At 66.8% G+C, this 22,881-nt stretch carries 20 protein-coding genes and 1 other RNA gene; 7 read left to right on the forward strand and 14 right to left on the reverse strand.

Annotation, left to right across the window (positions count from 1 at the left end; all coding sequences use genetic code 11):
- Positions 1–15 precede the first annotated feature (15 nt).
- Positions 16–1,164: an anhydro-N-acetylmuramic acid kinase gene (locus tag HWX09_RS26585; protein WP_027783562.1), complete on the forward strand. Its 1,149-nt coding sequence runs from the start codon at positions 16–18 to the stop codon at positions 1,162–1,164.
- Between the two features lie 106 nt (positions 1,165–1,270).
- On the opposite strand, the gene erpA is transcribed toward HWX09_RS26585, so the two are convergent.
- Genes erpA through rplM form a run of 4 tightly spaced genes read right to left on the reverse strand, consistent with a single transcriptional unit; the run spans position 1,271 to position 2,692 of the window.
- Positions 1,271–1,642, reverse strand: a complete 372-nt coding sequence (gene erpA / locus HWX09_RS26590; protein WP_006759918.1) for an iron-sulfur cluster insertion protein ErpA — start codon at positions 1,640–1,642, stop codon at positions 1,271–1,273.
- Positions 1,643–1,661: 19 nt separating this feature from the next.
- Positions 1,662–1,850, reverse strand: a complete 189-nt coding sequence (locus HWX09_RS26595) for a hypothetical protein (RefSeq protein ID WP_175888600.1) — start codon at positions 1,848–1,850, stop codon at positions 1,662–1,664.
- Positions 1,851–1,859: 9 nt separating this feature from the next.
- Positions 1,860–2,252 carry a 30S ribosomal protein S9 gene (rpsI, locus tag HWX09_RS26600; protein ID WP_006476904.1) on the reverse strand — a complete coding sequence of 131 codons (393 nt, stop codon included), beginning with the start codon at positions 2,250–2,252 and terminating at the stop codon, positions 1,860–1,862.
- 11 nt (positions 2,253–2,263) lie between these two features.
- Positions 2,264–2,692, reverse strand: coding sequence for a 50S ribosomal protein L13 (gene rplM, locus HWX09_RS26605; RefSeq protein ID WP_009687896.1), 429 nt, complete (start codon positions 2,690–2,692; stop codon positions 2,264–2,266).
- A 311-nt stretch (positions 2,693–3,003) separates the two neighbouring features.
- On the opposite strand from rplM, the gene HWX09_RS26610 reads away from it, so the two are divergent.
- Both HWX09_RS26610 and HWX09_RS26615 read left to right on the forward strand, forming a co-directional pair.
- Positions 3,004–3,309 (forward strand): DUF1090 family protein, encoded by a 306-nt coding sequence (locus HWX09_RS26610; RefSeq protein WP_027783561.1) that lies wholly within the window; start codon positions 3,004–3,006, stop codon positions 3,307–3,309.
- A gap of 410 nt (positions 3,310–3,719) precedes the next feature.
- Positions 3,720–4,184, forward strand: a complete 465-nt coding sequence (locus HWX09_RS26615) for an OsmC family protein (RefSeq protein WP_080681310.1) — start codon at positions 3,720–3,722, stop codon at positions 4,182–4,184.
- A 71-nt stretch (positions 4,185–4,255) separates the two neighbouring features.
- Here HWX09_RS26615 and rnpB read toward each other — a convergent pair.
- From rnpB to pyrC, 3 genes are all read right to left on the reverse strand, one after another.
- An RNA gene (rnpB, locus tag HWX09_RS26620) (RNase P RNA component class A) lies at positions 4,256–4,667 on the reverse strand.
- A 12-nt stretch (positions 4,668–4,679) separates the two neighbouring features.
- Complete coding sequence (locus HWX09_RS26625; protein ID WP_027783559.1) at positions 4,680–5,558, reverse strand: DUF3025 domain-containing protein; 879 nt, start codon at positions 5,556–5,558, stop codon at positions 4,680–4,682.
- Entirely contained in the window at positions 5,555–6,619 is a 1,065-nt protein-coding gene (pyrC, locus tag HWX09_RS26630) for a dihydroorotase (RefSeq protein ID WP_027783558.1), read from the reverse strand. The genes HWX09_RS26625 and pyrC overlap by 4 nt, the downstream gene beginning before the upstream one ends.
- A gap of 207 nt (positions 6,620–6,826) precedes the next feature.
- Between pyrC and HWX09_RS26635 the strand changes: the two genes are divergently transcribed.
- Together HWX09_RS26635 and HWX09_RS26640 are read left to right on the forward strand one after the other, a co-directional pair.
- Complete coding sequence (locus HWX09_RS26635; RefSeq protein WP_027783557.1) at positions 6,827–7,741, forward strand: class II glutamine amidotransferase; 915 nt, start codon at positions 6,827–6,829, stop codon at positions 7,739–7,741.
- Between the two features lie 601 nt (positions 7,742–8,342).
- Positions 8,343–13,616, forward strand: coding sequence for an autotransporter outer membrane beta-barrel domain-containing protein (locus tag HWX09_RS26640; protein WP_027783556.1), 5,274 nt, complete (start codon positions 8,343–8,345; stop codon positions 13,614–13,616).
- An 81-nt stretch (positions 13,617–13,697) separates the two neighbouring features.
- Here HWX09_RS26640 and HWX09_RS26645 read toward each other — a convergent pair whose 3' ends face one another.
- From HWX09_RS26645 to HWX09_RS26665, 5 genes are all read right to left on the reverse strand, one after another.
- Positions 13,698–14,423, reverse strand: a complete 726-nt coding sequence (locus HWX09_RS26645; RefSeq protein WP_027783555.1) for an amino acid ABC transporter ATP-binding protein — start codon at positions 14,421–14,423, stop codon at positions 13,698–13,700.
- Positions 14,420–15,097 (reverse strand): glutamate/aspartate ABC transporter permease GltK, encoded by a 678-nt coding sequence (gene gltK, locus HWX09_RS26650; RefSeq protein WP_027783554.1) that lies wholly within the window; start codon positions 15,095–15,097, stop codon positions 14,420–14,422. The genes HWX09_RS26645 and gltK overlap by 4 nt, the downstream gene beginning before the upstream one ends.
- Positions 15,097–15,837, reverse strand: a complete 741-nt coding sequence (locus HWX09_RS26655; protein ID WP_027783553.1) for an amino acid ABC transporter permease — start codon at positions 15,835–15,837, stop codon at positions 15,097–15,099. Before HWX09_RS26655 ends, gltK begins: the two co-directional genes overlap by 1 nt.
- Before the next feature lie 84 nt (positions 15,838–15,921).
- Positions 15,922–16,815 (reverse strand): glutamate/aspartate ABC transporter substrate-binding protein, encoded by an 894-nt coding sequence (locus tag HWX09_RS26660; protein WP_027783552.1) that lies wholly within the window; start codon positions 16,813–16,815, stop codon positions 15,922–15,924.
- Between the two features lie 220 nt (positions 16,816–17,035).
- Positions 17,036–18,322 carry a Glu/Leu/Phe/Val dehydrogenase gene (locus HWX09_RS26665; protein WP_027783551.1) on the reverse strand — a complete coding sequence of 429 codons (1,287 nt, stop codon included), beginning with the start codon at positions 18,320–18,322 and terminating at the stop codon, positions 17,036–17,038.
- 93 nt (positions 18,323–18,415) lie between these two features.
- On the opposite strand from HWX09_RS26665, the gene HWX09_RS26670 reads away from it, so the two are divergent.
- The gene (locus HWX09_RS26670; RefSeq protein ID WP_155257341.1) at positions 18,416–18,589 is read left to right on the forward strand and encodes a hypothetical protein; all 174 of its coding nucleotides are present in this window, start codon (positions 18,416–18,418) and stop codon (positions 18,587–18,589) included.
- Between the two features lie 10 nt (positions 18,590–18,599).
- On the opposite strand, the gene HWX09_RS26675 is transcribed toward HWX09_RS26670, so the two are convergent.
- Positions 18,600–19,568 carry a LysR substrate-binding domain-containing protein gene (locus tag HWX09_RS26675; protein WP_027783550.1) on the reverse strand — a complete coding sequence of 323 codons (969 nt, stop codon included), beginning with the start codon at positions 19,566–19,568 and terminating at the stop codon, positions 18,600–18,602.
- A gap of 253 nt (positions 19,569–19,821) precedes the next feature.
- On the opposite strand from HWX09_RS26675, the gene purB reads away from it, so the two are divergent.
- Entirely contained in the window at positions 19,822–21,210 is a 1,389-nt protein-coding gene (gene purB, locus HWX09_RS26680) for an adenylosuccinate lyase (protein ID WP_027783549.1), read from the forward strand.
- 77 nt (positions 21,211–21,287) lie between these two features.
- On the opposite strand, the gene HWX09_RS26685 is transcribed toward purB, so the two are convergent.
- Positions 21,288–22,709 carry an FAD-dependent oxidoreductase gene (locus tag HWX09_RS26685; RefSeq protein ID WP_027783548.1) on the reverse strand — a complete coding sequence of 474 codons (1,422 nt, stop codon included), beginning with the start codon at positions 22,707–22,709 and terminating at the stop codon, positions 21,288–21,290.
- Between the last annotated feature and the right edge of the window lie 172 nt (positions 22,710–22,881).

A 22,881-nucleotide genomic window follows, 5' to 3' on the forward strand; every position in this document is an offset into this window, starting at 1 on the left:
CCAGGAGAACCCAACGTGCCGCAACGACAGCCGCAGCATGCCCATCCGGCAGACGGCATCTACTTCGGGCTGATGTCGGGAACCAGCATGGACGGCGTCGACGGCGTCGCCGTGCGTTTCGAGGCGGGCCGCGCGCCGGTCGTGCTCGCGGAAGCGTTCGTCGGCTTCGCGCAATCGCTGCGCGACGCGCTGTTCGCGCTGCAGCAGCCCGGCGACAACGAGATCGACCGCGAATCGCTCGCGGCGAATGCACTCGTCACGCGCTATGCGGTGTGCTGCCACGAATTGCAGCGCACCGCCGGACTGTCGCGCGACGAGATCCGCGCGATCGGCGTGCACGGTCAGACGGTGCGCCATCGGCCGGAACGCGGTTATACGCGGCAACTCAACAATCCGGCGCTGCTCGCCGAGCTGACCCATGCCGACGTGATCGCCGATTTCCGCAGCCGCGACGTGGCCGCGGGCGGCCACGGCGCGCCGCTCGCACCCGCCTTCCATGCGACGGTGTTCGGCGCGCCGGGCGAAACGCGCGTGGTCTGCAATCTCGGCGGGATCAGCAACATCACGATCCTGCCCGGCGCGGGCGGCGACGTGCGCGGCTTCGACTGCGGCCCCGCGAATGCGCTGATCGATGCATGGGCGACGCGCCATCTGGGCAAGCCGTACGACGACGGCGGCAAGTTCGCCGCACGCGGCAGCGTACACGCGCCGCTGCTCGACGCGCTGCTCGACGAACCGTATTTCACCGCGCCGCCGCCGAAAAGCACCGGACGCGACCTGTTCAATCCCGCATGGCTCGATGCGAAGCTCGCCGCGTTCCAGCAGGTGGCGCCGGAGGATGTGCAGGCGACGCTCACCGCGCTCACCGCCGTGTCGGTGGCACGCGAGATCGCGCAGCACGCGCCGGGCTGCAAGGCCGTCTTCGTATGCGGCGGCGGCGCACGCAATCCGATGCTGCTCGACGCGCTCCGGCGCGCGCTGCGCGACGCCGGCGTGCCGGCCGCCGTCGATACGACGGCCGCGCTCGGCGTCCCGCCGCAGCAGGTCGAAGCGCTGGCGTTCGCGTGGCTCGCGTACCGCTTCACCGCGCGCCAGCCCGGCAATCTCGCGAGCGTGACGGGTGCCGCCGGCGAGCGCGTGCTCGGCGCGCTCTATCCGCGCTGATGCGATACCCGCCGCGCGACGGGCGCTGCAAGACGAGCACGCAACAAAAAACGGGGCATCAAGCCCCGTTTTCATTCCGGCGAACCGGTGTAGATCCGACGTGCGCTCAGACCGAGAACGACGAACCGCACCCGCAGGTAGTGGTCGCGTTCGGGTTCTTGATCACGAACTGGGCACCGTTGAGGTCGTCCTTGTAGTCGATCTCGGCGCCGACCAGGTACTGGTAGCTCATCGAGTCGATCAGGAGCTGGACACCGTTCTTGTTCATCACGGTGTCGTCCTCGTTGACTTCCTCGTCGAACGTGAAGCCATACTGGAAGCCGGAGCAGCCGCCACCCTGCACGAACACGCGCAGCTTCAGGTCGGGATTGCCCTCTTCGTCGATCAATTGCTTAACCTTGTCGGCCGCGGCGTCGGTGAAGACGAACGGCAGCGGCATATCGGTCGTCGTTGCTGCGGATTCGGTAACAGCGTTCATTCGAACTCTCCAAGAAGCTTTAGCCGCTATTGTAGGGCCGATCAGAAGATCGTGCTGAAGTCCATGAAATCAATAGGTTCTTGTCGATTTCATCAAGGCCGCCCGCGCGGGCGGCGGCCGCGGCAGCCCGGAAGCAGGCATAAAAAAACCGCCAGCGTGAAAGCTGGCGGTTTTTTTGGCGGACGCCGCCCGAAAGCGGCGAGGCCATGAAGCGAAATTAACGCTTCGAGAACTGCTTTGCGCGGCGTGCCTTGCGCAGACCGACCTTCTTACGCTCGACTTCACGCGCATCGCGCGTGACGAAGCCTGCGCTCGACAGCGACGGCTTCAGCGTCGCATCGTAGTCGATCAGTGCACGGGTGATGCCGTGGCGCACTGCGCCTGCCTGACCCGTTTCGCCGCCGCCGTTGACGTTCACCTTGATGTCGAACGTCTGGCCGTGGTTCGTGAGTTCCAGCGGTTGACGCACGATCATCAGCGACGTTTCGCGCGAGAAGTAGTCAGCGATGGGCTTGCCGTTGACGATGATGTCGCCCTTGCCAGCCTTGATGAAGACACGTGCGACTGCGCTCTTGCGGCGGCCCGTACCGTAGTTCCAGTTACCGATCATGTGGGCTCCCCTTAGATCTCGAGCGCCTTCGGCTGTTGAGCCGAATGCGGATGCGTCGCTTCTGCGTAGACCTTCAGCTTCTTGATCATCGCGTAGCCGAGCGGACCCTTCGGCAGCATGCCCTTGACCGCCTTCTCGAGCGCGCGGCCCGGGAAGCGTTCCTGCATCTTGCCGAACGTCGTTTCATAGATACCGCCCGGGTAGCCCGAGTGACGGTAGTACTTCTTGTCCAGCGTCTTGTTGCCCGTGACCTTCAACTTGCTCGCGTTGATGATGATGATGAAATCACCAGTGTCGACGTGCGGGGTGAACTCAGGCTTGTGCTTGCCGCGCAGACGGCGTGCCACTTCGCTGGCAACACGGCCGAGAACCTTATCCGTCGCGTCAATCACGTACCATTCGCGCGTCACCTCATGGGCTTTTGCGGAAAACGTCTTCATGATCGATCCAAAAAAAATGCTTTGCCCGATGTGTTCTTCCTGCTTGTCTGTGTGCGCTTCGAGGCGCGGTGCAGGCTCTCCCTGTTCTTTTTCCGTGGGCATGAATGCGGAAAAGCCCTGAATTATAAAGGAAATGCGGCTACGCGGTCAAAGAGAATCCACGTCCCGTGTTCGCGACGGCCGAAATGGGCCAAAATCCGATCGTGCCCCGACGAGCCAGGCGAACCGAGCGCCTGGGGAGGCACCCATCGACGCGCGGCACATGACCTTGCCGCGCCAGACCGGCCGAACCCGAAAAACAACAAATCAGCATGATGAAACAACGACTTGCACCCTTCCTCGCGGCCGCCCTGCTGGCCGCCGCGGCGCCCGCCGTCGCCGCCCGCTCCGGCTGCGAAGCCAAGCTCGACGCACTCGACGCGCGCATCGCCGAAGCCCGGACCGCCCACGCCGAAGAGCGCATCGCGCGCCTGCGCGCGGTGCGCGAACGCGTCCGCCACTTCTGCGCGCGCGGCCACGGCCACGCGTCGGCCGCCCATGCGCCGATGCCCGAGGCCGGCTCGCGCGGCACGCCGCCCGACGCGAACTCGCAGCCTGCCGCGCGACAGCCCGCGTGACGGTGCCGGCGCGCGCAAGCCGCGCGCCGATGTTTGCATGGGACGAAAAAAAGCCCGAACGGCTGGTTCGGGCTTAATCCACCTTAGGAGGAGGGTGGAGGAGACATTCGGAGGTTGCCGCAGCGCGACAACCAATGAGGTTCATTATACGAATGCCCTGCGGACTTCACAAGAAAATTTGCATTACGAAATCAAATCCCACGATATGAGATTTCGACCAGCAAGCTTACGAAAATGAATTGTCGTTTAAAATCAAAAACATAATCACGTCGGACACGACCTAAAACCGTCCTCCCCTAGAGCAAAACCCCTAAACTCGACAGGGAAATCGCCGCTCGCCGCCCTGCTCGCACCGCGCCGGCGTTGCACGTCGTGCAGCGCATCAGCCGACCGTTGCACCGCGGGCTACAATGCCGGATCGAATCCGAATCAGGCAACGCTGGAGTGCAAGCATGGAATGCAAAGTAAGCTGGATGGGCCAGGACGGCATGGCGTTTTCCGCCGAGACCGGCAGCGGGCATCTCGTCACGATGGACGGCGCGCCCGAAGGCGGCGGCCACAACCTCGCGCCGCGTCCGATGGAAATGGTGCTGCTCGGCACCGGCGGCTGCACGGCCTATGACGTCGTGCTGATCCTGAAGAAGAGCCGCCAGGAAGTGAGCGGCTGCTCGGTCGCGCTGAAGGCCGAGCGCGCGAGCGAGGATCCGAAGGTGTTCACGAAGGTGCACTTCCACTTCACGGTCACCGGCCGCAATCTGAACCCGGCCACGGTCGAGCGCGCGATCAACCTGTCGCACGACAAGTACTGCTCCGCGTCGATCATGATCGCGAAGACGGCCGAACTCACGCATTCGTTCGATATCGTCGCCGCCTGAACACACGGCGCGCGCCCATAGAAAAAAGGGCCGGCGCTCCGCAAGGAGACGCCGGCCCTTTCGCATTCGAACGGCAAAGCAGGCCGATAAGCCGGATTCTGTGCACGCCGCGCGCCGAAGCACGCAACGCGTGGCAGCCATTCCTCTAGGCGCGCCATTGCTGACGCGCTCAAGCTTCCTACCCGCAGACGAGACGGGGGCCCCGTCCTGCATCCGAAAATGCGCGCCTGCCTACTTGGAATTGCTCCGGGTGGAGGTTACCGTGCCGGCGTACGTTGCCGCAGCCGCGGTGCGCTCTTACCGCACCGTTTCACCCTTACCTGATCCCGGCTTGCGCCGGGCCATCGGCGGTTTGCTTTCTGTTGCCCTGTTCCGCGTGTCGCCACGGATGGCCGTTAGCCATCACCCTGCCCTGTGGAGTCCGGACTTTCCTCGCCCCCGCGCGCCCGAAGGCGGCGAGGCCGCGACTGCCTGGCCTGCTTTGCGACGCGCATTCTAGCACTGCGCGCCGCCGTCGGCAGCGCGCGAGCGGCGGCCGCGGCGAAACACGGCCGGATCGTCGTAGAACGCGGCGTCGGCGTTCGCCGCGCACCAGCCCGGCACGCCGAGCACCGGCAGCGGCGCGAAATCGCGGCTCGTCAGCGCGCGCGTCGCGAGTTCGGCGGCGATTCGCGCGTCGACATGCGCGCTGCGTTGCGCGTCGGGCCATGAAAAATAGTCGGCGCTCACTTCGACGATCCACGCGTGCGCGGTGCAGGACTTGTAGGGCACGACGAGCTGTTCGAGCAGTGCATGGCCGACCAGCCGCGCTTCGCAGCGCGTGCCCCACGCGTCGCGCGCGGCCACCAGCAGCCGCGGCCAGTCGAAGCCGCGCAGCGCATCGGCAAGCGAACGGTCGGCCGTCACGAACAGCGCGGCGTTCTCGTCGAATAGCGTCAGCGCATCGCGCAGCGTGCCGCGCACGGGCCCGACACCCCCCGCCGCGTCGATCGCGGCGGCCTGGCGCGCGTTCAACACGGCCTTGATGCGTGGATACGCGAACCAGACGAGCGCATTGAAGAAATCGTGAAGATTGTGGCGGGTCGGTACGCGGCCGGTGCCCGCGATATGGGTCTCGTACGCGACGCCGGGCGGCAGCTCGGCCTGCGGCACGAAGCGCAGCGGCCTGCCGCGACCGGAGACGCGCTCGCCGCCGCGCAACGCACCGTTCAACGCATCGAGCAGCGCGACCTCGCCCGCACGGGCGGCCGCCTGCCACGCGCGGCCCGGCTCCGCGTAATGCGCGAGCCACGGCGCGGACCAGTCGATCCGCGCGAACGTCGCCGTCGCGCGACCAGCCGCAGGGCCGGGTTCGCGCGGCGGCGCGCCGGTCACGCGAGTTTCCAGCCGATCGTTTCGCCGCCGCGCAGCGGCACGACCGGCGTATCGCCCGCGAAGATCTCGCGCGGCAGTTCCCACGCCTCGCGGCGCAGCGTGACCGTCTCGGCGCTGCGCGGCAGCCCGTAGAAATCCGCGCCGTAGAAGCTCGCGAACCCTTCCAGCTTGTCGAGCGCGCCAGCCGTGTCGAACGCTTCCGCGTACAGCTCGAGCGCGTGCAGCGCCGTGTAGCATCCCGCGCAGCCGCACGCGGTTTCCTTCGCGCCGCGCGCATGCGGCGCGCTGTCGGTGCCGAGGAAGAAGCGCGGGTTGCCCGACGTCGCGGCCTCGACCAGCGCCACGCGATGAGTCTCGCGCTTGAGCACCGGCAGGCAGTAGTAATGCGGGCGAATCCCGCCGACGAACAGCGCGTTGCGGTTGTACAGCAGGTGATGCGCGGTGATCGTCGCGCCGAGCAGGCCGGGCGCCGCGTCGGCATCGCGCACGTAGTCGGCCGCGTCCTTCGTCGTGATGTGCTCGAACACGACCTTCAGGCCCGGGAAATCGCGGCGCAGCGGCGTCATCACGCGGTCGATGAACACCTTCTCGCGGTCGAACAGGTCGATCGACGCATCGGTCACCTCGCCGTGCACGAGCAGCGGCATGCCGGTTTCCTGCATCGCCTCGAGCGTCTTCGCACATTTCGCGAGATCGGTGACGCCGTGGTCGGAATTCGTCGTCGCGCCTGCCGGATACAGCTTCACGCCGTGCACGAAGCCGCTTTCGCGCGCGCGGCGGATTTCGTCGGGCGGCGTGTTGTCGGTCAGGTACAGCGTCATCAGCGGTTCGAACGTCATCCCGGCCGGCAGCGCGGCGAGGATGCGCTCGCGATAGGCCTGCGCCTGCGCGGTGGTCGTGACCGGCGGCTTCAGGTTCGGCATGACGATGGCGCGGCCGAACTGGCGGGCGGTGTGCGGCAGCACGGCGGCGAGCATGTCGCCGTCTCGCAGGTGCAGGTGCCAGTCGTCGGGACGGGCGAGCGAAAGCGTCGCCGGGGAGGAAGCGTTCGAGGCAGTCATAGGAGGCGTCGTGAGGAACGGGCTTGCCATCGGCGGGGCCGGAACGCGCGTGCGCGGGGCCGACTGACGGCAAACCGCAACACGGGGCCTTTGGCCAGCGGAATCCGCTTTTTACCGCTCAGGGCTCGGTGATATGCTAGAAGCCGCATTGTACCGGGGTTCGCCCGGTTCGTTACCCCCCTGCTTCAGCCTGCCGCCCCACGTAAAATGTGCCAACTCCTTGGAATGAACTGCGCCGCGCCGACGGACGTCACATTCTCCTTCACAGGTTTCGCGGCCCGGGGCGGGCTCACCGATCACCATGCCGACGGCTGGGGCATCGCGTTCTTCGAAGACAAGGCCTGTCGCCTCTTCATCGATCACCAGGCCTCGGCCACGTCGCCGATCGCCGAAATGGTGAAGCGCTACCCGATCAAGTCCAAGAACACGATCGCGCACATCCGCAAGGCGACGCAAGGGCACATCCTGCTCGAGAACAGCCATCCGTTCATGCGCGAGCTGTGGGGCCGGCACTGGATCTTCGCGCATAACGGCGACCTGCAGGACTACGCGCCGGACATGGACGGCAGCGTCTACCATCCGGTCGGCACGACCGACAGCGAACAGGCGTTCTGCGTGCTGATGCAGGGGCTGCGCGAGGCCTTTCCCGGCGCGCAGCCGCCGCTGCCCGAACTGTTCGAGCGCGTCGGCGAGCTGACGCGCGGCATCACCGATCACGGCGTGTTCAACTTCCTGATGTCGAATGGCCAGGCGCTCATCGCGCACTGCTCGACGCGGCTGCACTACCTCGTGCGGCGCTGGCCGTTCTCGACCGCGCATCTCGTCGACGAAGACCTGTCGATCGACTTCGCGAAATACACGACGCCGGAGGATCGCGTCGCGGTGATCGCGACGCAGCCGCTCACCGACAACGAAGTCTGGACCGCATTCGAGCCGGGCGAGCTGATCATGTTCCAGTGCGGCGACGTCGCCGCGCGGATGCGGATTCCGGTGCCCGAGCGCGTGCTCGAGAAGCTGCGCAACCCGTCGCTCGACGCGTCGGCGTCCGCGCCGCGCACGGTGGTTCGCGAAGCGCTCGCCACCGCGGCCGATGGCGATGCCGACGACGCGATCGATTTCTGACGCGCGGCATCGGCCGCTTCCTGCTCACTGCCTGCTGCGCGAGCTTCGTACGACGCGTCCGACGGCGCCCGTCATCAGCGCAAATCGCCCCGCTTCTGCCAATACGGTTTCATTTTGACCACCACCGGCGCAACCGATCGACGTCACGCAACATTTTCTTGATTTTATTAATTTACAAGCGAAAATAAATAAAAGGCGAGACAAGAAAAATAACCACCAATTAAAACAATAAAATCCGGGACCCGCATTTTAGCGCACCCCGTCCGCCGGAACCGTGCGCTATCCCACCTACTCCGGCAGCCCTTCTGGATCTTCACAAAATCCTCCCGAGCCCGCCACCACCATGGCCTTCGGTTCGATCAACCACACAAATCAAAAATACCGCGCATTACGGTTCGCATCATTACAGTTTCCCATTTCTCGATAATCGACGGCCACCGGAATCAGTAGACTGCGCCAATCCTCGGTGTAACGAAACACGATTGGCGCGACACGCAGCCACAGCCGCCGCACGCCCCTTCGGATCATTTCCCCACCGCGGAATGCGAATTCGCCGAATGGCGGCGAATGCCACGTCAAAAAGAAGAAAGAGGGGTATGTCGTGAATCACTCATTTCGATCGATATGGAGCGAGGCCGCCGGCTGCTGGGTCGCGGTTGCGGAAACGACCCGGGCGCGCGGCAAGCGCTCGGCCAGCGCATCGGGTTCAAGCCGCCGCACCACGCGCGCAACGACGCGCCGGTCGCCGCTTCGCGTCGCGGCGCTCGGCGCCGCACTGGCGGCTCTGTCGGCCGGCGCCGCGCACGCATCGACCTGCGGCGGCGGCGCCGCAATCGCGAACGGCGGCACCTGCACGCTGGACAGCTTCAGCCCGACGGTCAACGACAACCTGGCCGGCGCCACGACCGTGTCGGGCGGCGACCGGGTCGGCCTGACGGGTGCCTGGACCGGCGCGACCGGCGACATGGGCTATACGCTGACGCCGCTCGGCAGCACGTCCGTCGTATCGGGCAACCCCGACCAGCCGCTGCTGTCGATCGGCGGCAAGACGCGCAGCGTCAGCACGCCCGACTCGATCACCGGCAGCCATACGTCGGTCGCGACCTATGATTCGGGTGCGTTCGCTGCATCGAGCGCCGGCTCGACCAACGTGCCGGTCTATCACGACGTGAACGGCAACCAGTACGTGAACACGCGGATCGGCACCGTCGATCGCTCCGGCGGCACGCTCGACGTGTCGATCGGCGATCCGGCGGGCGCGCCGACGGCGGCCGGCAACGCGATCACGATGGCGCCGAAGCAGACCGACCTGTTCGTCGCGGACGGCACGGGCACCGCGCAAAGCGTCGTCAACTGGAACTCGCGCAACCAGGTCTGGCTCGGCACCGGCGACTATCTCGCGAGCGGCGGCCCCGTCAGCCACGTGCTGCTCGACGTGCCGGCGTATGCAGGCACTTTCACGGCCTTCGACGGCAGCGCATGGACGGTCACTGACGCCGCGTCGCTCGCCGCGTACAACACTTTTCTCGTGCGCTCGGTCCAGAGCGGCGCACTCGGCTCGCAGGCCGCCTACGACCACGCATTCGGCCAGGCCGTCACGTTCTCCACGCAATCGTTCGAGTATGCGAACAACGTGTCGCCCGGCGACAAGAACACGCTGCAGATGGACTACCTGACGGTCATGCACGGCACCGGCGCAAACGCGACGCTGCACATCGGCAAGGACGGCCAGATCGACTTCCGCGGCACCAACACGATCGATTCGAGCTCGGCGGTCCTCGCCGAAAACGGCGCGCACTTCGTCAACGACGGACGGCTGTCGGGCGACTTCACGCTCGTGCGCCTGCTGACCGGCGCGAGCGGCGTGAACAACGGCGTGATCTCGTCCGGCTACGCAGCCGGCGACAACTTCAACACGGGCGGCGCGGCGCTGCCCTACAACTTCAGCCTCGGCGCGTACACCGAGGGCAGCGGCATCTACGCGAACGGCGCCGGCACGACTTTCGTCAACAACGGCGTGATGAACGTCGGCGCGTGGACCTTCAACGGCACGCGCCCCGACCTGCAGAACTACGCGGTCGCCGCCACGGACGGCGCGCGCGCGTCGAACGCCGGCACGATCAACGTCGGCGTCAACGCGACGACGCTCGACAGCCAGGTGATCGGCGGCCTCGTCGCCGGCGGCAGCTTCACGAACGAAGCCGGCGGCACGATCTATCTCGGCCGCGCCGCGCAGTACGACGCCGCGTCGCCCGAAGCCGCGAACGACGTCGCGCTGTCCGCGCACGCGTACGGCATTCTTCTCGGCGCGTCGGGCACCGCGAGCAACCTCGGCACGATCGTGATCGGCGCGCAGATGCAGAACGGCGCCGCGCTGGCGAGCATCGGGTCGACCGCCGGCACGCTGACCAACGCGGGCGCGATCGTCGTCAACGGCGCCGCGCCCGGCACGCCGCTCGCCAACGTCGGCATGCTCGCCGCCGACACCGCGGCGGACGTGACCAACACGGGCACGATCACGCTGAATGGCGTAAACGGCATCGGCATCATGGTCGTCGGGACCGGCACGCATGCGACGGCCGCGACGTCGACCGGCACGATCAACGTGGCCGGCGGTCTCGATCCCGCGTCGGGCACGCGCAACTACGGCGTCTGGGCCGAGGGGCCGCTCGCGAAGGCCACGATCGACGGTGCGCTCAACCTGACCGGCGTCGGCGCGATCGGCGTGCATGCGCGTTCGGGCGCGACGATCGACGTCGGTGCGAACGCCGTGCCGGCCTTCACGTCCGGCACCCACCAGATCGGCTTCTATGCATACGGCGCAGGCTCGACGATCAACGTCGCCGCGCAGCACCTGAGCGTCGATACCGACGATTCGACGCTGTTCCGCGTCGCCGGCGGCGCGGCCTACGCGGGTACGTCGGCGGCCGGCGCGCTGACGACCGACGTCAACGGCCAGCGGGCGCGCGGCGTACTGGCGACCGACGCGGGCACCACGTTGTCGACCGGCAACGCGATCTACAACGTCAAGGGCGCGAACGGCGTTGCGATCGCCGTGGAAGGCGGCGCGAAGGGCACGATCGACGCCGGGGCGACGATCGGCCTGAGCGCGGCCGGCGCGACCGCGGGCATCGTCGACGGCCAGGCGCACGATCTCGCCGGCGCGAATGCCGGCGCGCCGGTCGCGACGACGCTGACCAACGATGCCGCCGTCACGTCGTCGACCGCCGGCGTGACCGGCTTCATCGCGCAAAACCTCGGCACGCTCGAGAATCGCGGCACGGTGTTGCTGACCGGCGCCGGCTCGACGGGTGTCGTGGCCGGCACGCTCGGCACGGTGAACAACGCGTCGACGATCCGGGTCTCCAACGGCACGGGCGCGCTCGTGCAGGGTGCGTCGGCCACGCTCGCCAATGCGGGATCGATCGAAGCCGACGACGGCATCGCGGGCGTGCGCCTGACGGGGGCCGGTGCATCGGTCGCGCTATCGGGCGCCGGCACCGTCATCGCGAACGGCAGCGCCGACGGCGTGCTGATCGACTCGACCGTCGCGGGCGGCGGTATCGCGGCCGGCGCGACGTCGATCGCGGTCGGCGGGTCGGGCAGCGGGATCCGCAACCTCGGTGCGAATGCAACGATCGCGCTGTCCGGCACGCAGGTCGCCACGACCGGCAACGGCGCCGCCGGCCTGACGTCGACCGGCGCGGGCGCGCGCATCGCGACCGATGCGGCCACGGTCGTCCGCACGGCGGGCGCCGATGCGCGCGGCCTGTTCGTGTCCGGGGCCGATTCCACACTCACGGCCAATGGAACGACCGTCGCGACGACCGGCACGAACGCCCATGCGATCGTCATGGACGCCGGCGCGACGGCCCTGCTGTCGGGCACGAAAATTTCGACATCGGGGGGCGCGGCCGACGCCATCGTCGTGCAAAACGGCGGCCGCATCGCCGATGCGGGGTCGTCGCTCGCCAGCGCGGCCGGCAACGGCGCAACCGCGAACAGCGGCGGCGTGCTCGCGTTGACCGGCACGGCGCTCACGGGCGCGACGGCCGGCGTGCTGACGTCGGACACGCTCGCGAACGGCGCGGCCAGCTCGGTACTCGTCGACGGCGGCAGCGTGACGTCCGCCACCGGGCCGGCCTTCGCCGCGCGCGGCGGCACGGCCAACATCGCGGTGCGCAACGGCACGGTCGTGACGGCCGGCAACGGCACGCTGCTGAACCTCACGAACGGCAGCACGGTCACGTTCGACGCATCGGCGGTGAACCTCGCGGGCGACATCGTTTCCGACGCGTCGAGCACCGGCAACGTGTTCCTCGCGAACGGCACGACGCTGACCGGGAAGATCGACCCGGTCGCGCTGACCATCGACGGCACGAGCACGTGGCGCATGACGGGCAGCTCGGTCGTGAGCCGCCTGAGCAACGCGGGCCTCGTCGCGTTCGCCGCGCCGACCGGCTCGCCGACGCTGACCGGCAGCTACAAGACGCTGACGACCGGCGGCTACGTCGGCAATGGCGGCACGATCGCGCTGAACACGTATCTGGGCGCCGACGCGTCGCCGACCGACCGGCTGATCGTGAACGGCGGCGCGGCGAGCGGCACGACCGGCCTGAAGATCGCCAACACGGCCGGCACCGGCGCGCGGACGACCGGCGACGGGATTCCCGTGGTCGTCACGGCCAACGGCGGCACGACCGCCGCGTCGGCGTTCCATCTCGCGGGTCCGGTACAGGCCGGCGCCTATGAGTACCGACTCTATCGCGGCGGGCAAAGTGATGCGAACGGCTGGTACCTGCGTTCGCAACTCGACCAGACCGACCCCGGCGACCCGATCCACCCGTCCGGCGGCGGCGACGGCGGCAGCGACGGGAATGGCAACGGCAACGGCGGCGCGCTCGCGTATCGTCCGGGCGTCTCCGGCTACGCGATGACGCCGCTGCTGAACGCCGACTACGGCTTCTCGACGCTCGGCCGGCTGCACGAGCGCGTCGGCGACATCTACAACGTCGAGCAGCAGCAGCCCGGCAATCGCGACGGCGTGTGGGGGCGCATCGGCGGCCAGAGCCTCGATGCGAACGCGGGCCGCTTCTCGGCCGACGAACGCACGTTCTTCGCGCAGTTCGGCAAGGACTGGACCCTCGACCAGGCGCCGAACGGCGCCGGCAGCACGCATGCGGGCGTCACGGCCAGCATCGGCGTGTCGAATGCGAGCTTCAGCGACATGGCGCGCGCGAGCTCGCCCGACCTGTCGACGTCGACGGGCTCGGTCGAGATGCACGCGCAGAGCGTCGGCGGCTACTGGACGCGCTACCTGTCCGACGGCACCTACTTCGACAGCGTCGGACAGCTCACGCACTACGGCAACCGCTATCGCGACAGCTACGGCAACGAAGCGTCGCAGAACGGCTTCGGCGTCGCGCTGTCGCAGGAAGTCGGCAAGCCGTTCGCGATCGGCACGTTGCCGGTCGCGGTCGAGCCGCAGGCGCAGTTGATGTATCAGTATCTGAAGCTGAACGGCTTCAACGACAACGTGTCGGCCGTGTCGGGCACGACGACGAATGCGTTGCGCGGCCGCGTCGGCGTGCGCATCTTCCGGCCGAACCTCCAGTCGGACGCGGGCGGCGGCGCCGCGACGCCGTACTTCACGGCCGACGTGCTGCACGACTTCCTGTCGCCGGGGCAGACCGTCGTCGGCGGCACGCCGTTCGCGACGCATCTCGGGCGCACGTGGTACGAGCTCGGCGTCGGCGTGACGGCCGGCTTCGGCAAGTCCGGCGAGCTGTACGCGAATGCGAAGATCGCGCGCAACATCGGCGGCGATTACCGGCGCGGGATCGTCGGGCAGGTCGGCTACCGGTACAGCTGGTAACGCCCGGCGGCCGACGAAAAAAAACCGCCCGGCTACTTGCCGGGCGGTTTTTGCATGGGTGCGCGCAGGACGCGCGAGCGCTCAGTGCAGAATCTTCGCGAGGAAGTCCTTCGCGCGATCCGACTTCGGATTCGCGAAGAAATCCTCCTTGCGGTCGTCCTCGACGATCGCGCCCTGATCCATGAAGATCACGCGATGGGCGACCTTCTTCGCGAAGCCCATCTCGTGCGTGACGACCATCATCGTCATCCCTTCCTTCGCGAGTTGCACCATCACGTCGAGCACCTCGTTGATCATCTCGGGATCGAGCGCGGACGTCGGTTCGTCGAACAGCATCGCGATCGGGTCCATCGACAGCGCGCGCGCGATCGCGACACGCTGCTGCTGGCCGCCCGACAGCTGGCCCGGAAACTTGTGCGCATGCGCCTTCAGGCCGACGCGATCGAGCAGCTTCATGCCCTTCTCGGCCGCTTCGTCCTTGCCGCGGCCGAGCACCTTGATCTGTGCGAGCGTCAGGTTCTCGGTGATCGACAGGTGCGGGAACAGCTCGAAATGCTGGAACACCATCCCGACCTTCGAGCGCAGCTTCGACAGGTTCGTCTTCTTGTCGCCGACCGACTGGCCGTTCACGAGGATCTCGCCCTGCTGGAACGGCTCCAGGCCGTTCACGGTCTTGATCAGCGTCGACTTGCCGGAGCCCGACGGGCCGCACACGACGACCACTTCGCCTTTCTTGACCTCGGTCGTGCAATCGGTGAGGACCTTGAACTGGCCGTACCACTTCGAAACGTTCTTGATGGAAATCATCGTGTGACCTTTTTCTGGAGACCCTTGACGAGAACAGACGCCAACGAGCAAATCACGAAATAGCATGCGCCGGCGAACAGGACCATCTCGACGGTCGTGCCGTCGCGATCGCCGATGTTGGCGGCCGTGCGGAAGAAGTCCGCGAGACTGATCACGTACACGAGCGACGTATCCTGGAACAGGACGATCGCCTGCGTGAGCAGCAGCGGCACCATCGCGCGGAACGCCTGCGGCAGGATCACGAGGCGCATCGCCTGCGCGTAGTTCATCCCGAGCGCGAACGCGGCATTCACCTGCCCGCGCGGCACCGACTGGATGCCGGCGCGGATGATCTCGGAATAATACGCGGCTTCGAACAACGAGAACGCGACCATTGCCGACGCGAGGCGGATGTCGATCGTCGGCGACAGCCCGAGCACGCCCTGCAGCAGCTGCGGCACGATCAGGAAGAACCACAGCAGCACCATCACGAGCGGGATCGAGCGAAACACCGTCACGTACGCTTTCGCGAACCACGCGAGCGGCTTCACGCCGGACAGCCGCAGCAGCGCCAGCACCGTGCCCCAGACGATCCCGACCACGATCGCGATCAGCGTGATCTTGAACGTGACGATCGCGCCCGACCACAGCGTCGGCAGCGCGCCGGGAATACTACTCCAGTCGAACTGATGCATCACTTGCCTCCGATATAGCCGGGCAGCCGCGTACGGCCTTCGATCCAGCGCATGAACGCCATCACGACGAGGTTGATCAGCACGTAGGCGAGCGTGACCGCGATGAACGACTCGTAGGTCTGCGCGGTGTAGTCGACGAGCTGGCGCGCCTGCGCGGACAGATCGAGCAGGCCGATCGTCGACGCGACGGCGGAGTTCTTGAAGATGTTCAGGAATTCCGACGTAAGCGGCGGCACGATGATCCGGTACGCCACGGGCAGCAGCACGTAGCGATACGTCTGCCATTGCGTGAAGCCCATCGCGAGGCCGGCCGCGCGCTGGCCCTTCGGCAGCGCGTTGATCCCCGAGCGCACCTGTTCGCACACGCGCGCGCCCGTGAACAGGCCGAGACAGATGATCGACGCGGTAAAGAACTGCGTGCCGGGCGGCAACTGCTTGATCCAGGTGCCGATCGACGCGGGCAGCAGCTCGGGTATCACGAGATACCAGACGAAGAACTGCACGATCAGCGGAATGTTCCGGAAGATCGACACGTAGACGGTGCCGATCGCGGCCAGCCATTTGTTCGGCACGGTGCGCAGCACGCCGAACAGCGATCCGACGATCAGCGCGATGACCCAGGCGGCGAGCGACACTTCGACCGTCACCCAGAAGCCGGACACCAGCCATCCGAAATAAGTCGTCGGCTCGCCGGTCGACACGGGGCTCAGGAAGATGCCCCAGTTCCAGTGGTAAGACATGGGCAAGACTCCAGCAAAAAGAAACGGAAGAAGCATGGCCTCTTCCGTCTCATGAGCGTCATTTCTGCATCAACGGCAGTGTGGTCAGTCGAGCGCCTTGTCGTTCGGGTTCGCGTACAGCTTCTTCATCGACTCGGACAGCGGGAAGTTCAGGTTCAGCCCCTTCGGCGGGATCGGGTTCTCGAACCACTTCGCGTAGATCTTCGCTGCTTCGCCCGACTTCTCGACTTGCGAGATCGCGTCGTCGACGACCTTCTTGAAGTCGGTGTCGCCCTTGCGCATCATGCAGCCGTAAGCCTCTTCCGATTGCGGCGTGCCGACGATCACCCACTCGCCCGGCTGCTTCGCCTTCGCGCGCTCGCCCGCGAGCAGCGCGTCATCCATCATGAACGCGACCGCGCGGCCCGATTCCAGCGTGTTGAACGAATCGCCGTGATCCTTCGCGCTGATGATGCTCATGCCGAGCTGCTTGTCGTTGTTCATCTTGCGCAGCAGGCGCTCCGACGTCGTGCCGGCAGTCGTCACGACCGTCTTGCCCTTCAGGTCGGCGAAATCCTTGACGCCGGAATCCTTCTTCGTCATCAGGCGCGTGCCGATCACGAAGATCGTGTCGGAGAACGCGGCCTGCTGCTGACGCTCGACGTTGTTGGTCGTCGAGCCGCACTCGATGTCGACCGTGCCGTTCTGTACCAGCGGAATACGGTTCTGCGACGTGACGGGGATGTTCTTCACCTGCAGGTTCGGCAGATTCAGCTTCTTCTTCACCGCGTCCACGACCTTCAGCTGGAAGTCGCGCGAATAGCCGACCACCTGCTGGTTCTGGTCATAGTAGGAGAACGGAATCGACGATTCGCGGTGGCCCAGCGCGATCACGCCCGTGTCCTTGATCTTCTTCAGCGTGCCCGTCTCCTGAGCGTGCGCGCCGCTTGCGAACGCGCAAAGCGCCGCCACCATCAGGACTGCCTTGTGGTATTTCATTTTTGGTCATCTCCTTGGCTAAAACCCGCGCCAGTGTATCAAAGTAATATTTTTGAAAGTACTGGTTGTTTACCGCACTACGAATCGCCCTGTGCGGAGCCGTCCTCCCGGCTCCGGGCACGCCGAATGCGCGCGCGGGCGATGCCGGATCCGGCATCGCCCGCGAGGGTTCATATCCCCAATCGGGTGGATTGCGTCATGAATCGATCATCATCTACGATCAGGGATAGAGGCCGCGCATTTCGCGCGCCATCAGGATGCGCTTGCACGCGACGATGAACGCCGCCGTACGCACCGTCACCTTGTGCTCTTCCGCGACCGCCCACACGCCGGCGAACGCTTCGCGCATCACGCGCTCGAGACGGTGGTTGATCTCGTCTTCCGTCCAGAAGAAGCTCGAGAAATCCTGCACCCACTCGAAGTACGACACGGTCACGCCGCCTGCGTTCGCGATCACGTCGGGGATCACGAGCACGCCGTTCGCGCTCAGGATGTCGTCGGCCGCCGTCGTCGTCGGGCCGTTCGCGCCTTCGACGATGATCTTCGTGCGGATCTTCGCCGCGTTCTTCTCGGTGATCTGGTTTTCCAGCGCCGCCGGGATCAGGATGTCGGTCTCGACCGTCCAGAACTCGTCGTTCGGCATCGGCTCGGCGCCTTCGAAGCCCGCGACGCCGCCCGTGCGTGCGACGTGGTCGAGCAGCTTGTTCGAATCGAGGCCGGCCGGCTGGTAGATCGTGCCCGTGTGATCCTGCACCGCGATCACCTTCGCGCCCGCTTCCTGGAACAGCTTCGCCGCGATGCCGCCGACGTTGCCGAAGCCCTGCACCGCGATGCGCGCGCCTTCGATTTCCAGGCCCTTCTTCTTCGCCGCTTCGCAGCCGACGACGAACACGCCGCGGCCCGTCGCTTCCTTGCGGCCGAGCGAGCCGCCGAGCGCGATCGGCTTGCCGGTCACGACGCCGGTCGACGTCTGGCCCTGGTTCATCGAGTAGGTGTCCATCATCCACGCCATCACCTGTTCGTTGGTGTTGACGTCCGGCGCCGGAATGTCGGTGTTCGGGCCGATGATGATGCCGATTTCGCTGGTGTAGCGACGCGTCACGCGCTCGAGCTCACCGCGCGACAGCTTGCGCGGGTCGACGCGGATGCCGCCCTTCGCGCCGCCGTACGGCACGTTCACGGCCGCGTTCTTCACGGACATCCATGCCGACAGCGCCATCACTTCCGACAGCGTCACGTCCTGGTGGTAGCGCACGCCGCCCTTGCCCGGGCCGCGCGACACGTTGTGCTGCACGCGATAGCCCTCGAAGTGCGCGACGGTGCCGTTGTCGAGCTCGATGGGGCAGTCGACGATCAGGATGCGCTTCGGGCGCTTCAGCGTTTCGAGCCAGCGCGACAGCGAACCGAGGTACGGCGCGACGCGATCGACCTGCCGAAGATAGTTGCCCCACGGGCCGAGATCGTCGGCGTGCAGGTAGGACGGGATGGACTGCTGTTGCGAAGACATGGATGCTCCAACGTTCAACGGATTGCGCACATTGTCGAAAAAGCCGTTTTTTTTATCCAATGCCGTTTGTTTATTCGATTATGCGTTTCTTGCATGATCGCGATTTTTCGCAAAATCGCGGTCGATTTGCGCAAGAACGCCCGCGATCCGCCGGGCATCGCGTTCGTGAAAAATCGGTTGGCCAGCGCGCGGGCCGGCCGGCGGACAGCCGTCCGACAGGCGCTGCAAGGCCGCCGTCAGCCGGCCGGCCGATCGGCGCCGGATTAACCGTCGGCGGTTAACCGGCGGTATCGCCGGAGGCCTCGCGCAGTTCGTCGCGCACGACCTCCCACAGCGCGCGCACGAGCTTCTGGCGCGGATCGTCGCCCTGCAGCGCGAGCTTGTCGCAGTACAGCCGGATCTCCATCGTCAACGTGAACGGATGCGCGCCGCCGCCGCGCGCCGACCGGTCGAGCCGGATCAGCCGGCCGCCCGCGACCGCATCGTCGACCGCGCTGTGCGGCAGGAACGCGACGCCGTGGCCCGCAAGCGCCATCGCTTTCAGCCCTTCGGCCATGTCGGTTTCGTACACGCGATCGAGGAACAGCCGCGTCGGCGCGTTCGCGATGATGACTTCGGTCATCCGGCCGAGATACGCGTTCGGCGTATACGACAGATACGGCACGCGCGCGTCGGCCGCGCCCGGCAGCGTATGGCGCGGCCGGCCCGCGCGGCCGGGCGCCGAGAACGGGCTGATCGGCTCGCTGCCGAGAATCAGCATGTCGTAGCGAGCCGGGTCGAGCGCGACCGGGTGGCTCGGGTGGTGGTAGCCCATCACGAGGTCGCAGCCGCCCTCGACGAGCGATAGCACCGCGTCGTGCACGTTCAGCGCGCGCAGCCGCGTGTGAACCTGGCCCATCTTCGCCTCGATCCGCTCGAGCCAGCGCGGGAAATACGTGAGCGACAGCGTGTGCGGCACCGCGAATTCGATCGTCGGCACCGGCGCGCCGACGTGGCCGCGCAGCAGCGTCCTTGCCTCGTGCGCCTGCGACAGCATCGTCAGCGCCTGCTCGTAGAAGATCTGCCCGGCCTGCGTGAGCCGGGTCGGATAGACCGAGCGATCGATCAGCTCGGTCGCGAGCCACGCCTCGAGCGCCTGGATGCGCCGCGAAAACGCCGGCTGCGACACGTGCCGCAGCTCGGCGGACCGGCTAAAGCTGCGCGTTTCCGCGAGCGAGACGAAGTCTTCGAGCCATTTCAGTTCCATGCGGGCGGGCGCGGCGGGCGGCGGTCGGGAAGAAGCCTGCATTCTACCGGCGGGCAGGCCGCGCCGGCGGCCCGGCCGGCGGCCCGACGAGCCGGCGCGAGCGCCTGCCGGCTGGCCATTCGCGCGCCGCCCGCGCATCGCTCGCCCGTGGCGCCCGCGCACCGGACCGGTTCGGCCGGAATCGTCCCGCGCCGATGGTAAAATACCGGATTCCCTCCCCTCGCTCGACCCGGCCTCAAGGCCCCGCCCGATCATGTCCGACACTCGTCCCGATACGCTTTTCGCCCTCACCGCGCTCTCGCCCATCGACGGCCGCTACGCCAGCAAGACCGAAGCGCTGCGCGACTGGCTCTCCGAAGCCGCCTTCATGCGCCACCGCGTCACCGTCGAGGTGCACTGGCTGATCGCGCTGTCGCGCGCCGGCTTCGCGGAAGTCCCGCGCTTCTCGGAAGCGTCCGAGCAGTTCCTGCTGCAGCTCGCCGAGCGCTTCACCGCGCACGACGCCGCGCGCATCAAGGAAATCGAGCGCGTGACGAACCACGACGTGAAGGCCGTCGAATACTGGCTGAAGGAATCGGTGAAGGGCCAGGCCGAACTCGAGAAGGCCAGCGAATTCATCCACTTCGCGTGCACGTCCGAGGACATCAACAACACGTCGCACGGGATGATGCTCGCCGGCGCGCGCGAACACGTGATCCTGCCGGCGCTGCGCACGGTCTACCAGCGCCTCGTCGCACTCGCGCACGCACACGCCGAACAGCCGATGCTGTCGCGCACGCACGGCCAGCCGGCCAGCCCGACGACGCTCGGCAAGGAACTCGCGAACGTCGCCGCCCGCCTCGCCCGCGCGATCGCGCGCATCGAGAAGGTCGAGATCCTCGGCAAGATGAACGGGGCGGTCGGCAACTTCAACGCGCATCTTTCCGCGTATCCGGAATTTGACTGGGAAGCGTTCTCGCGCGACGTGATCGAAAACCGCCTGAAGCTCACGTTCAACCCGTACACGATCCAGATCGAGCCGCACGACTACATGGCCGAGCTGTTCGACGCCGTCGCGCGCGCGAACACGATCCTGCTCGATCTCGACCGCGACGTGTGGGGCTACATCTCGGTGGGCTACTTCAAGCAGAAGACGAAGGCCGGCGAAATCGGCTCGTCGACGATGCCGCACAAGGTCAACCCGATCGACTTCGAGAACTCGGAAGGCAACCTCGGCCTCGCGAACGCGACGCTGCGCCACCTCGCCGACAAGCTGCCGGTGTCGCGCTGGCAGCGCGACCTGACCGACTCGACGGTGCTGCGCAACATGGGCGTCGCGCTCGGCTACTCGCTGCTCGCGTACGATTCGCTGATCCGCGGCCTCGACAAACTCGAAGTGAACCCGCAGCGCCTGAACGACGATCTCGACAACTGCTGGGAAGTGCTCGCGGAGCCGGTGCAGACGGTGATGCGCCGCTACGGCATCGAGAACCCGTACGAGCAGCTGAAGGAGCTGACGCGCGGCAAGGGCATCACGCGCGAAGCGCTGCAGGAATTCGTCGGCACGCTCGCGATCCCGCAGGACGCGAAGGACCGCCTGCTCGCGATGACGCCGGCATCGTACATCGGCAAGGCCGTCGAACTCGCGAAGCGGATCGCATAAGCACCACCGTCGCCCGACAAAAAACCCGATGCGAGCAATCGCATCGGGTTTTTTCATGGGCGCGCGCGGGGCGAAGATCAGAACGAAATCATCCGGCCCGGGTTGAGCGCGCTCATCACGCTCATCGCGGCCTTCGCGGCCGGGATCGCGATCGGCGACAACTGCCGGCCGAGCGGAATCGCGCGATGGTCGATGCCCGTGAGCATCGAGAAATCATCGTTGCGGCCGACGAAATCGTCGCAGATCGCCTGGCCGATCCGCACCGTCTGCGCGACGCCGTGGCCGCTCCAGCCCTGCACCATGTACATCGGCACGCGACCGTCGGTCTTGCGGCTGTCGGTGGCGCCGTTCAGCGTGAAATCGCTGACGCCGCTCCAGCAGTAGTCGAGCGCGAAGCTGCCGTCCGCCTGCGGAAACACCGTGTTCAGGCGAGTCAGCAGATACGCGTTGACGTCGGGCTGCGCCCAGCAACTGCCGGTGCCCTGCCCGCCGAACAGCAGGCGGTTGCCGCGCACCGGCCGGTAGTAGTCGATCTGGAACTGCGTGTCGTACACCGGCATGCCGGCCGGCATCAACGTCGCGACGTCGACGTCGAGCGGCGCCGTCACGCTCACGTACGTAAAGAACGGCACCGTGGTCCCCGCGCCGTCGTCGAGCAGCCGGAACGTCGTGTTGTGCAGCGCGAGCACGACGCCGCGGCGCGCGGTGATCGTGCCGCCCGGCGTCGTCGCGACGACGCCCGCGGGCGTCTCCTCGAGCTCGAGCACCTCGGTACCCTCGAACAGCGCGCCGCCGTTCAGCCGGAAGCCGTGCACCATGCCGCGCACCAGCGCGAGCGGGTGAATCTGGCCGCCGAGCGCGTCGATCGCCGCGCCGTGATACAGCCCCGAGCGCACGTATTCGTCGTGCAGCTGATGGCGGCCGACGAGCGTCACGCCCGCATCGCCGAGATGGCGGCGCGCATCCGCGCCGTCGAGCAGCGCGCTCATGTGGCCGGGGTGAACCGCCGCCGTGACGTGGCCGCGCTTGCGGTCGAGATCGAGCGCGTAACGCGCGCCGATCTCGTCGATGAGGCCCATCGACTCGGCCGATGCGAAGCGCCACAGCCGCTTCGCATCGGCGTGCGACAGGTGGTCGATCATGTCGGCGGCTTCCCAGCGCGCGAGGCCGGGCGTCAGCTGCCCGCCGTTGCGGCCCGACGCGGCCGAGCCGACGTGATGCTTGTCGACGAGGATCGTGTCGACGCCCGCTTGCGCGAGATGCAGCGCCGCCGATGCGCCGAGCAGGCCCGCGCCGATCACGAGCACGTCGCAGACGGCGTCGCGCGTCAGCGGCGCGCCGTTTTCATGGCGCGACAGCGACGCCTCGTACCAGTTGGCCGGACGCTCGCCGTCGTAGCGGGCCGGGTCGCACCAGTTCCAGTTGTCTTTTTCGATGTTCAGTTGCGTTTGCTCGAAACGCGCTTCGCCCTGGATCAGGGGTTTGTTATCGGACGTCATGATTGACCTTGCATGATGGGGCCGCCTGTCGATGAGCCTTCTGGCTTCGCGGGTGGGGCAGCCGGTTCCACATGGGAGTCAACGAGAAAAGAGGCGCGAGGGCCCGTGTTGACGGCGGGCACGCTCGTGCCGCCTGGATCCCGGACTGTGCGAAAGCACGTATTGAAAGGTG

This window comes from Burkholderia sp. BCC1208, assembly GCF_902833095.1.
In the GTDB taxonomy this organism is placed as follows: Bacteria; Pseudomonadota; Gammaproteobacteria; order Burkholderiales; family Burkholderiaceae; genus Burkholderia.

Excerpts from the sequence above, each read along its gene's own strand:
- gltK (WP_027783554.1), bottom strand. The coding sequence starts at position 15,097 with ATGCATCAGTTCGACTGGAGTAGTATTCCCGGCGCGCTGCCGACGCTG.
- HWX09_RS26685 (WP_027783548.1), bottom strand. The coding sequence starts at position 22,709 with ATGACGTCCGATAACAAACCCCTGATCCAGGGCGAAGCGCGTTTCGAG.
- pyrC (WP_027783558.1), bottom strand. The coding sequence starts at position 6,619 with ATGACTGCCTCGAACGCTTCCTCCCCGGCGACGCTTTCGCTCGCCCGT.
- HWX09_RS26655 (WP_027783553.1), bottom strand. The coding sequence starts at position 15,837 with ATGTCTTACCACTGGAACTGGGGCATCTTCCTGAGCCCCGTGTCGACC.
- HWX09_RS26610 (WP_027783561.1), top strand. The coding sequence starts at position 3,004 with ATGATGAAACAACGACTTGCACCCTTCCTCGCGGCCGCCCTGCTGGCC.
- HWX09_RS26675 (WP_027783550.1), bottom strand. The coding sequence starts at position 19,568 with ATGGAACTGAAATGGCTCGAAGACTTCGTCTCGCTCGCGGAAACGCGC.
- HWX09_RS26660 (WP_027783552.1), bottom strand. The coding sequence starts at position 16,815 with ATGAAATACCACAAGGCAGTCCTGATGGTGGCGGCGCTTTGCGCGTTC.
- HWX09_RS26645 (WP_027783555.1), bottom strand. The coding sequence starts at position 14,423 with ATGATTTCCATCAAGAACGTTTCGAAGTGGTACGGCCAGTTCAAGGTC.
- rpsI (WP_006476904.1), bottom strand. The coding sequence starts at position 2,252 with ATGATCGGTAACTGGAACTACGGTACGGGCCGCCGCAAGAGCGCAGTC.
- rplM (WP_009687896.1), bottom strand. The coding sequence starts at position 2,692 with ATGAAGACGTTTTCCGCAAAAGCCCATGAGGTGACGCGCGAATGGTAC.
- HWX09_RS26665 (WP_027783551.1), bottom strand. The coding sequence starts at position 18,322 with ATGTCTTCGCAACAGCAGTCCATCCCGTCCTACCTGCACGCCGACGAT.
- HWX09_RS26615 (WP_080681310.1), top strand. The coding sequence starts at position 3,720 with ATGCCGGATCGAATCCGAATCAGGCAACGCTGGAGTGCAAGCATGGAA.
- HWX09_RS26595 (WP_175888600.1), bottom strand. The coding sequence starts at position 1,850 with ATGGCCTCGCCGCTTTCGGGCGGCGTCCGCCAAAAAAACCGCCAGCTT.
- HWX09_RS26670 (WP_155257341.1), top strand. The coding sequence starts at position 18,416 with ATGATCGCGATTTTTCGCAAAATCGCGGTCGATTTGCGCAAGAACGCC.
- erpA (WP_006759918.1), bottom strand. The coding sequence starts at position 1,642 with ATGAACGCTGTTACCGAATCCGCAGCAACGACGACCGATATGCCGCTG.
- HWX09_RS26635 (WP_027783557.1), top strand. The coding sequence starts at position 6,827 with ATGTGCCAACTCCTTGGAATGAACTGCGCCGCGCCGACGGACGTCACA.
- purB (WP_027783549.1), top strand. The coding sequence starts at position 19,822 with ATGTCCGACACTCGTCCCGATACGCTTTTCGCCCTCACCGCGCTCTCG.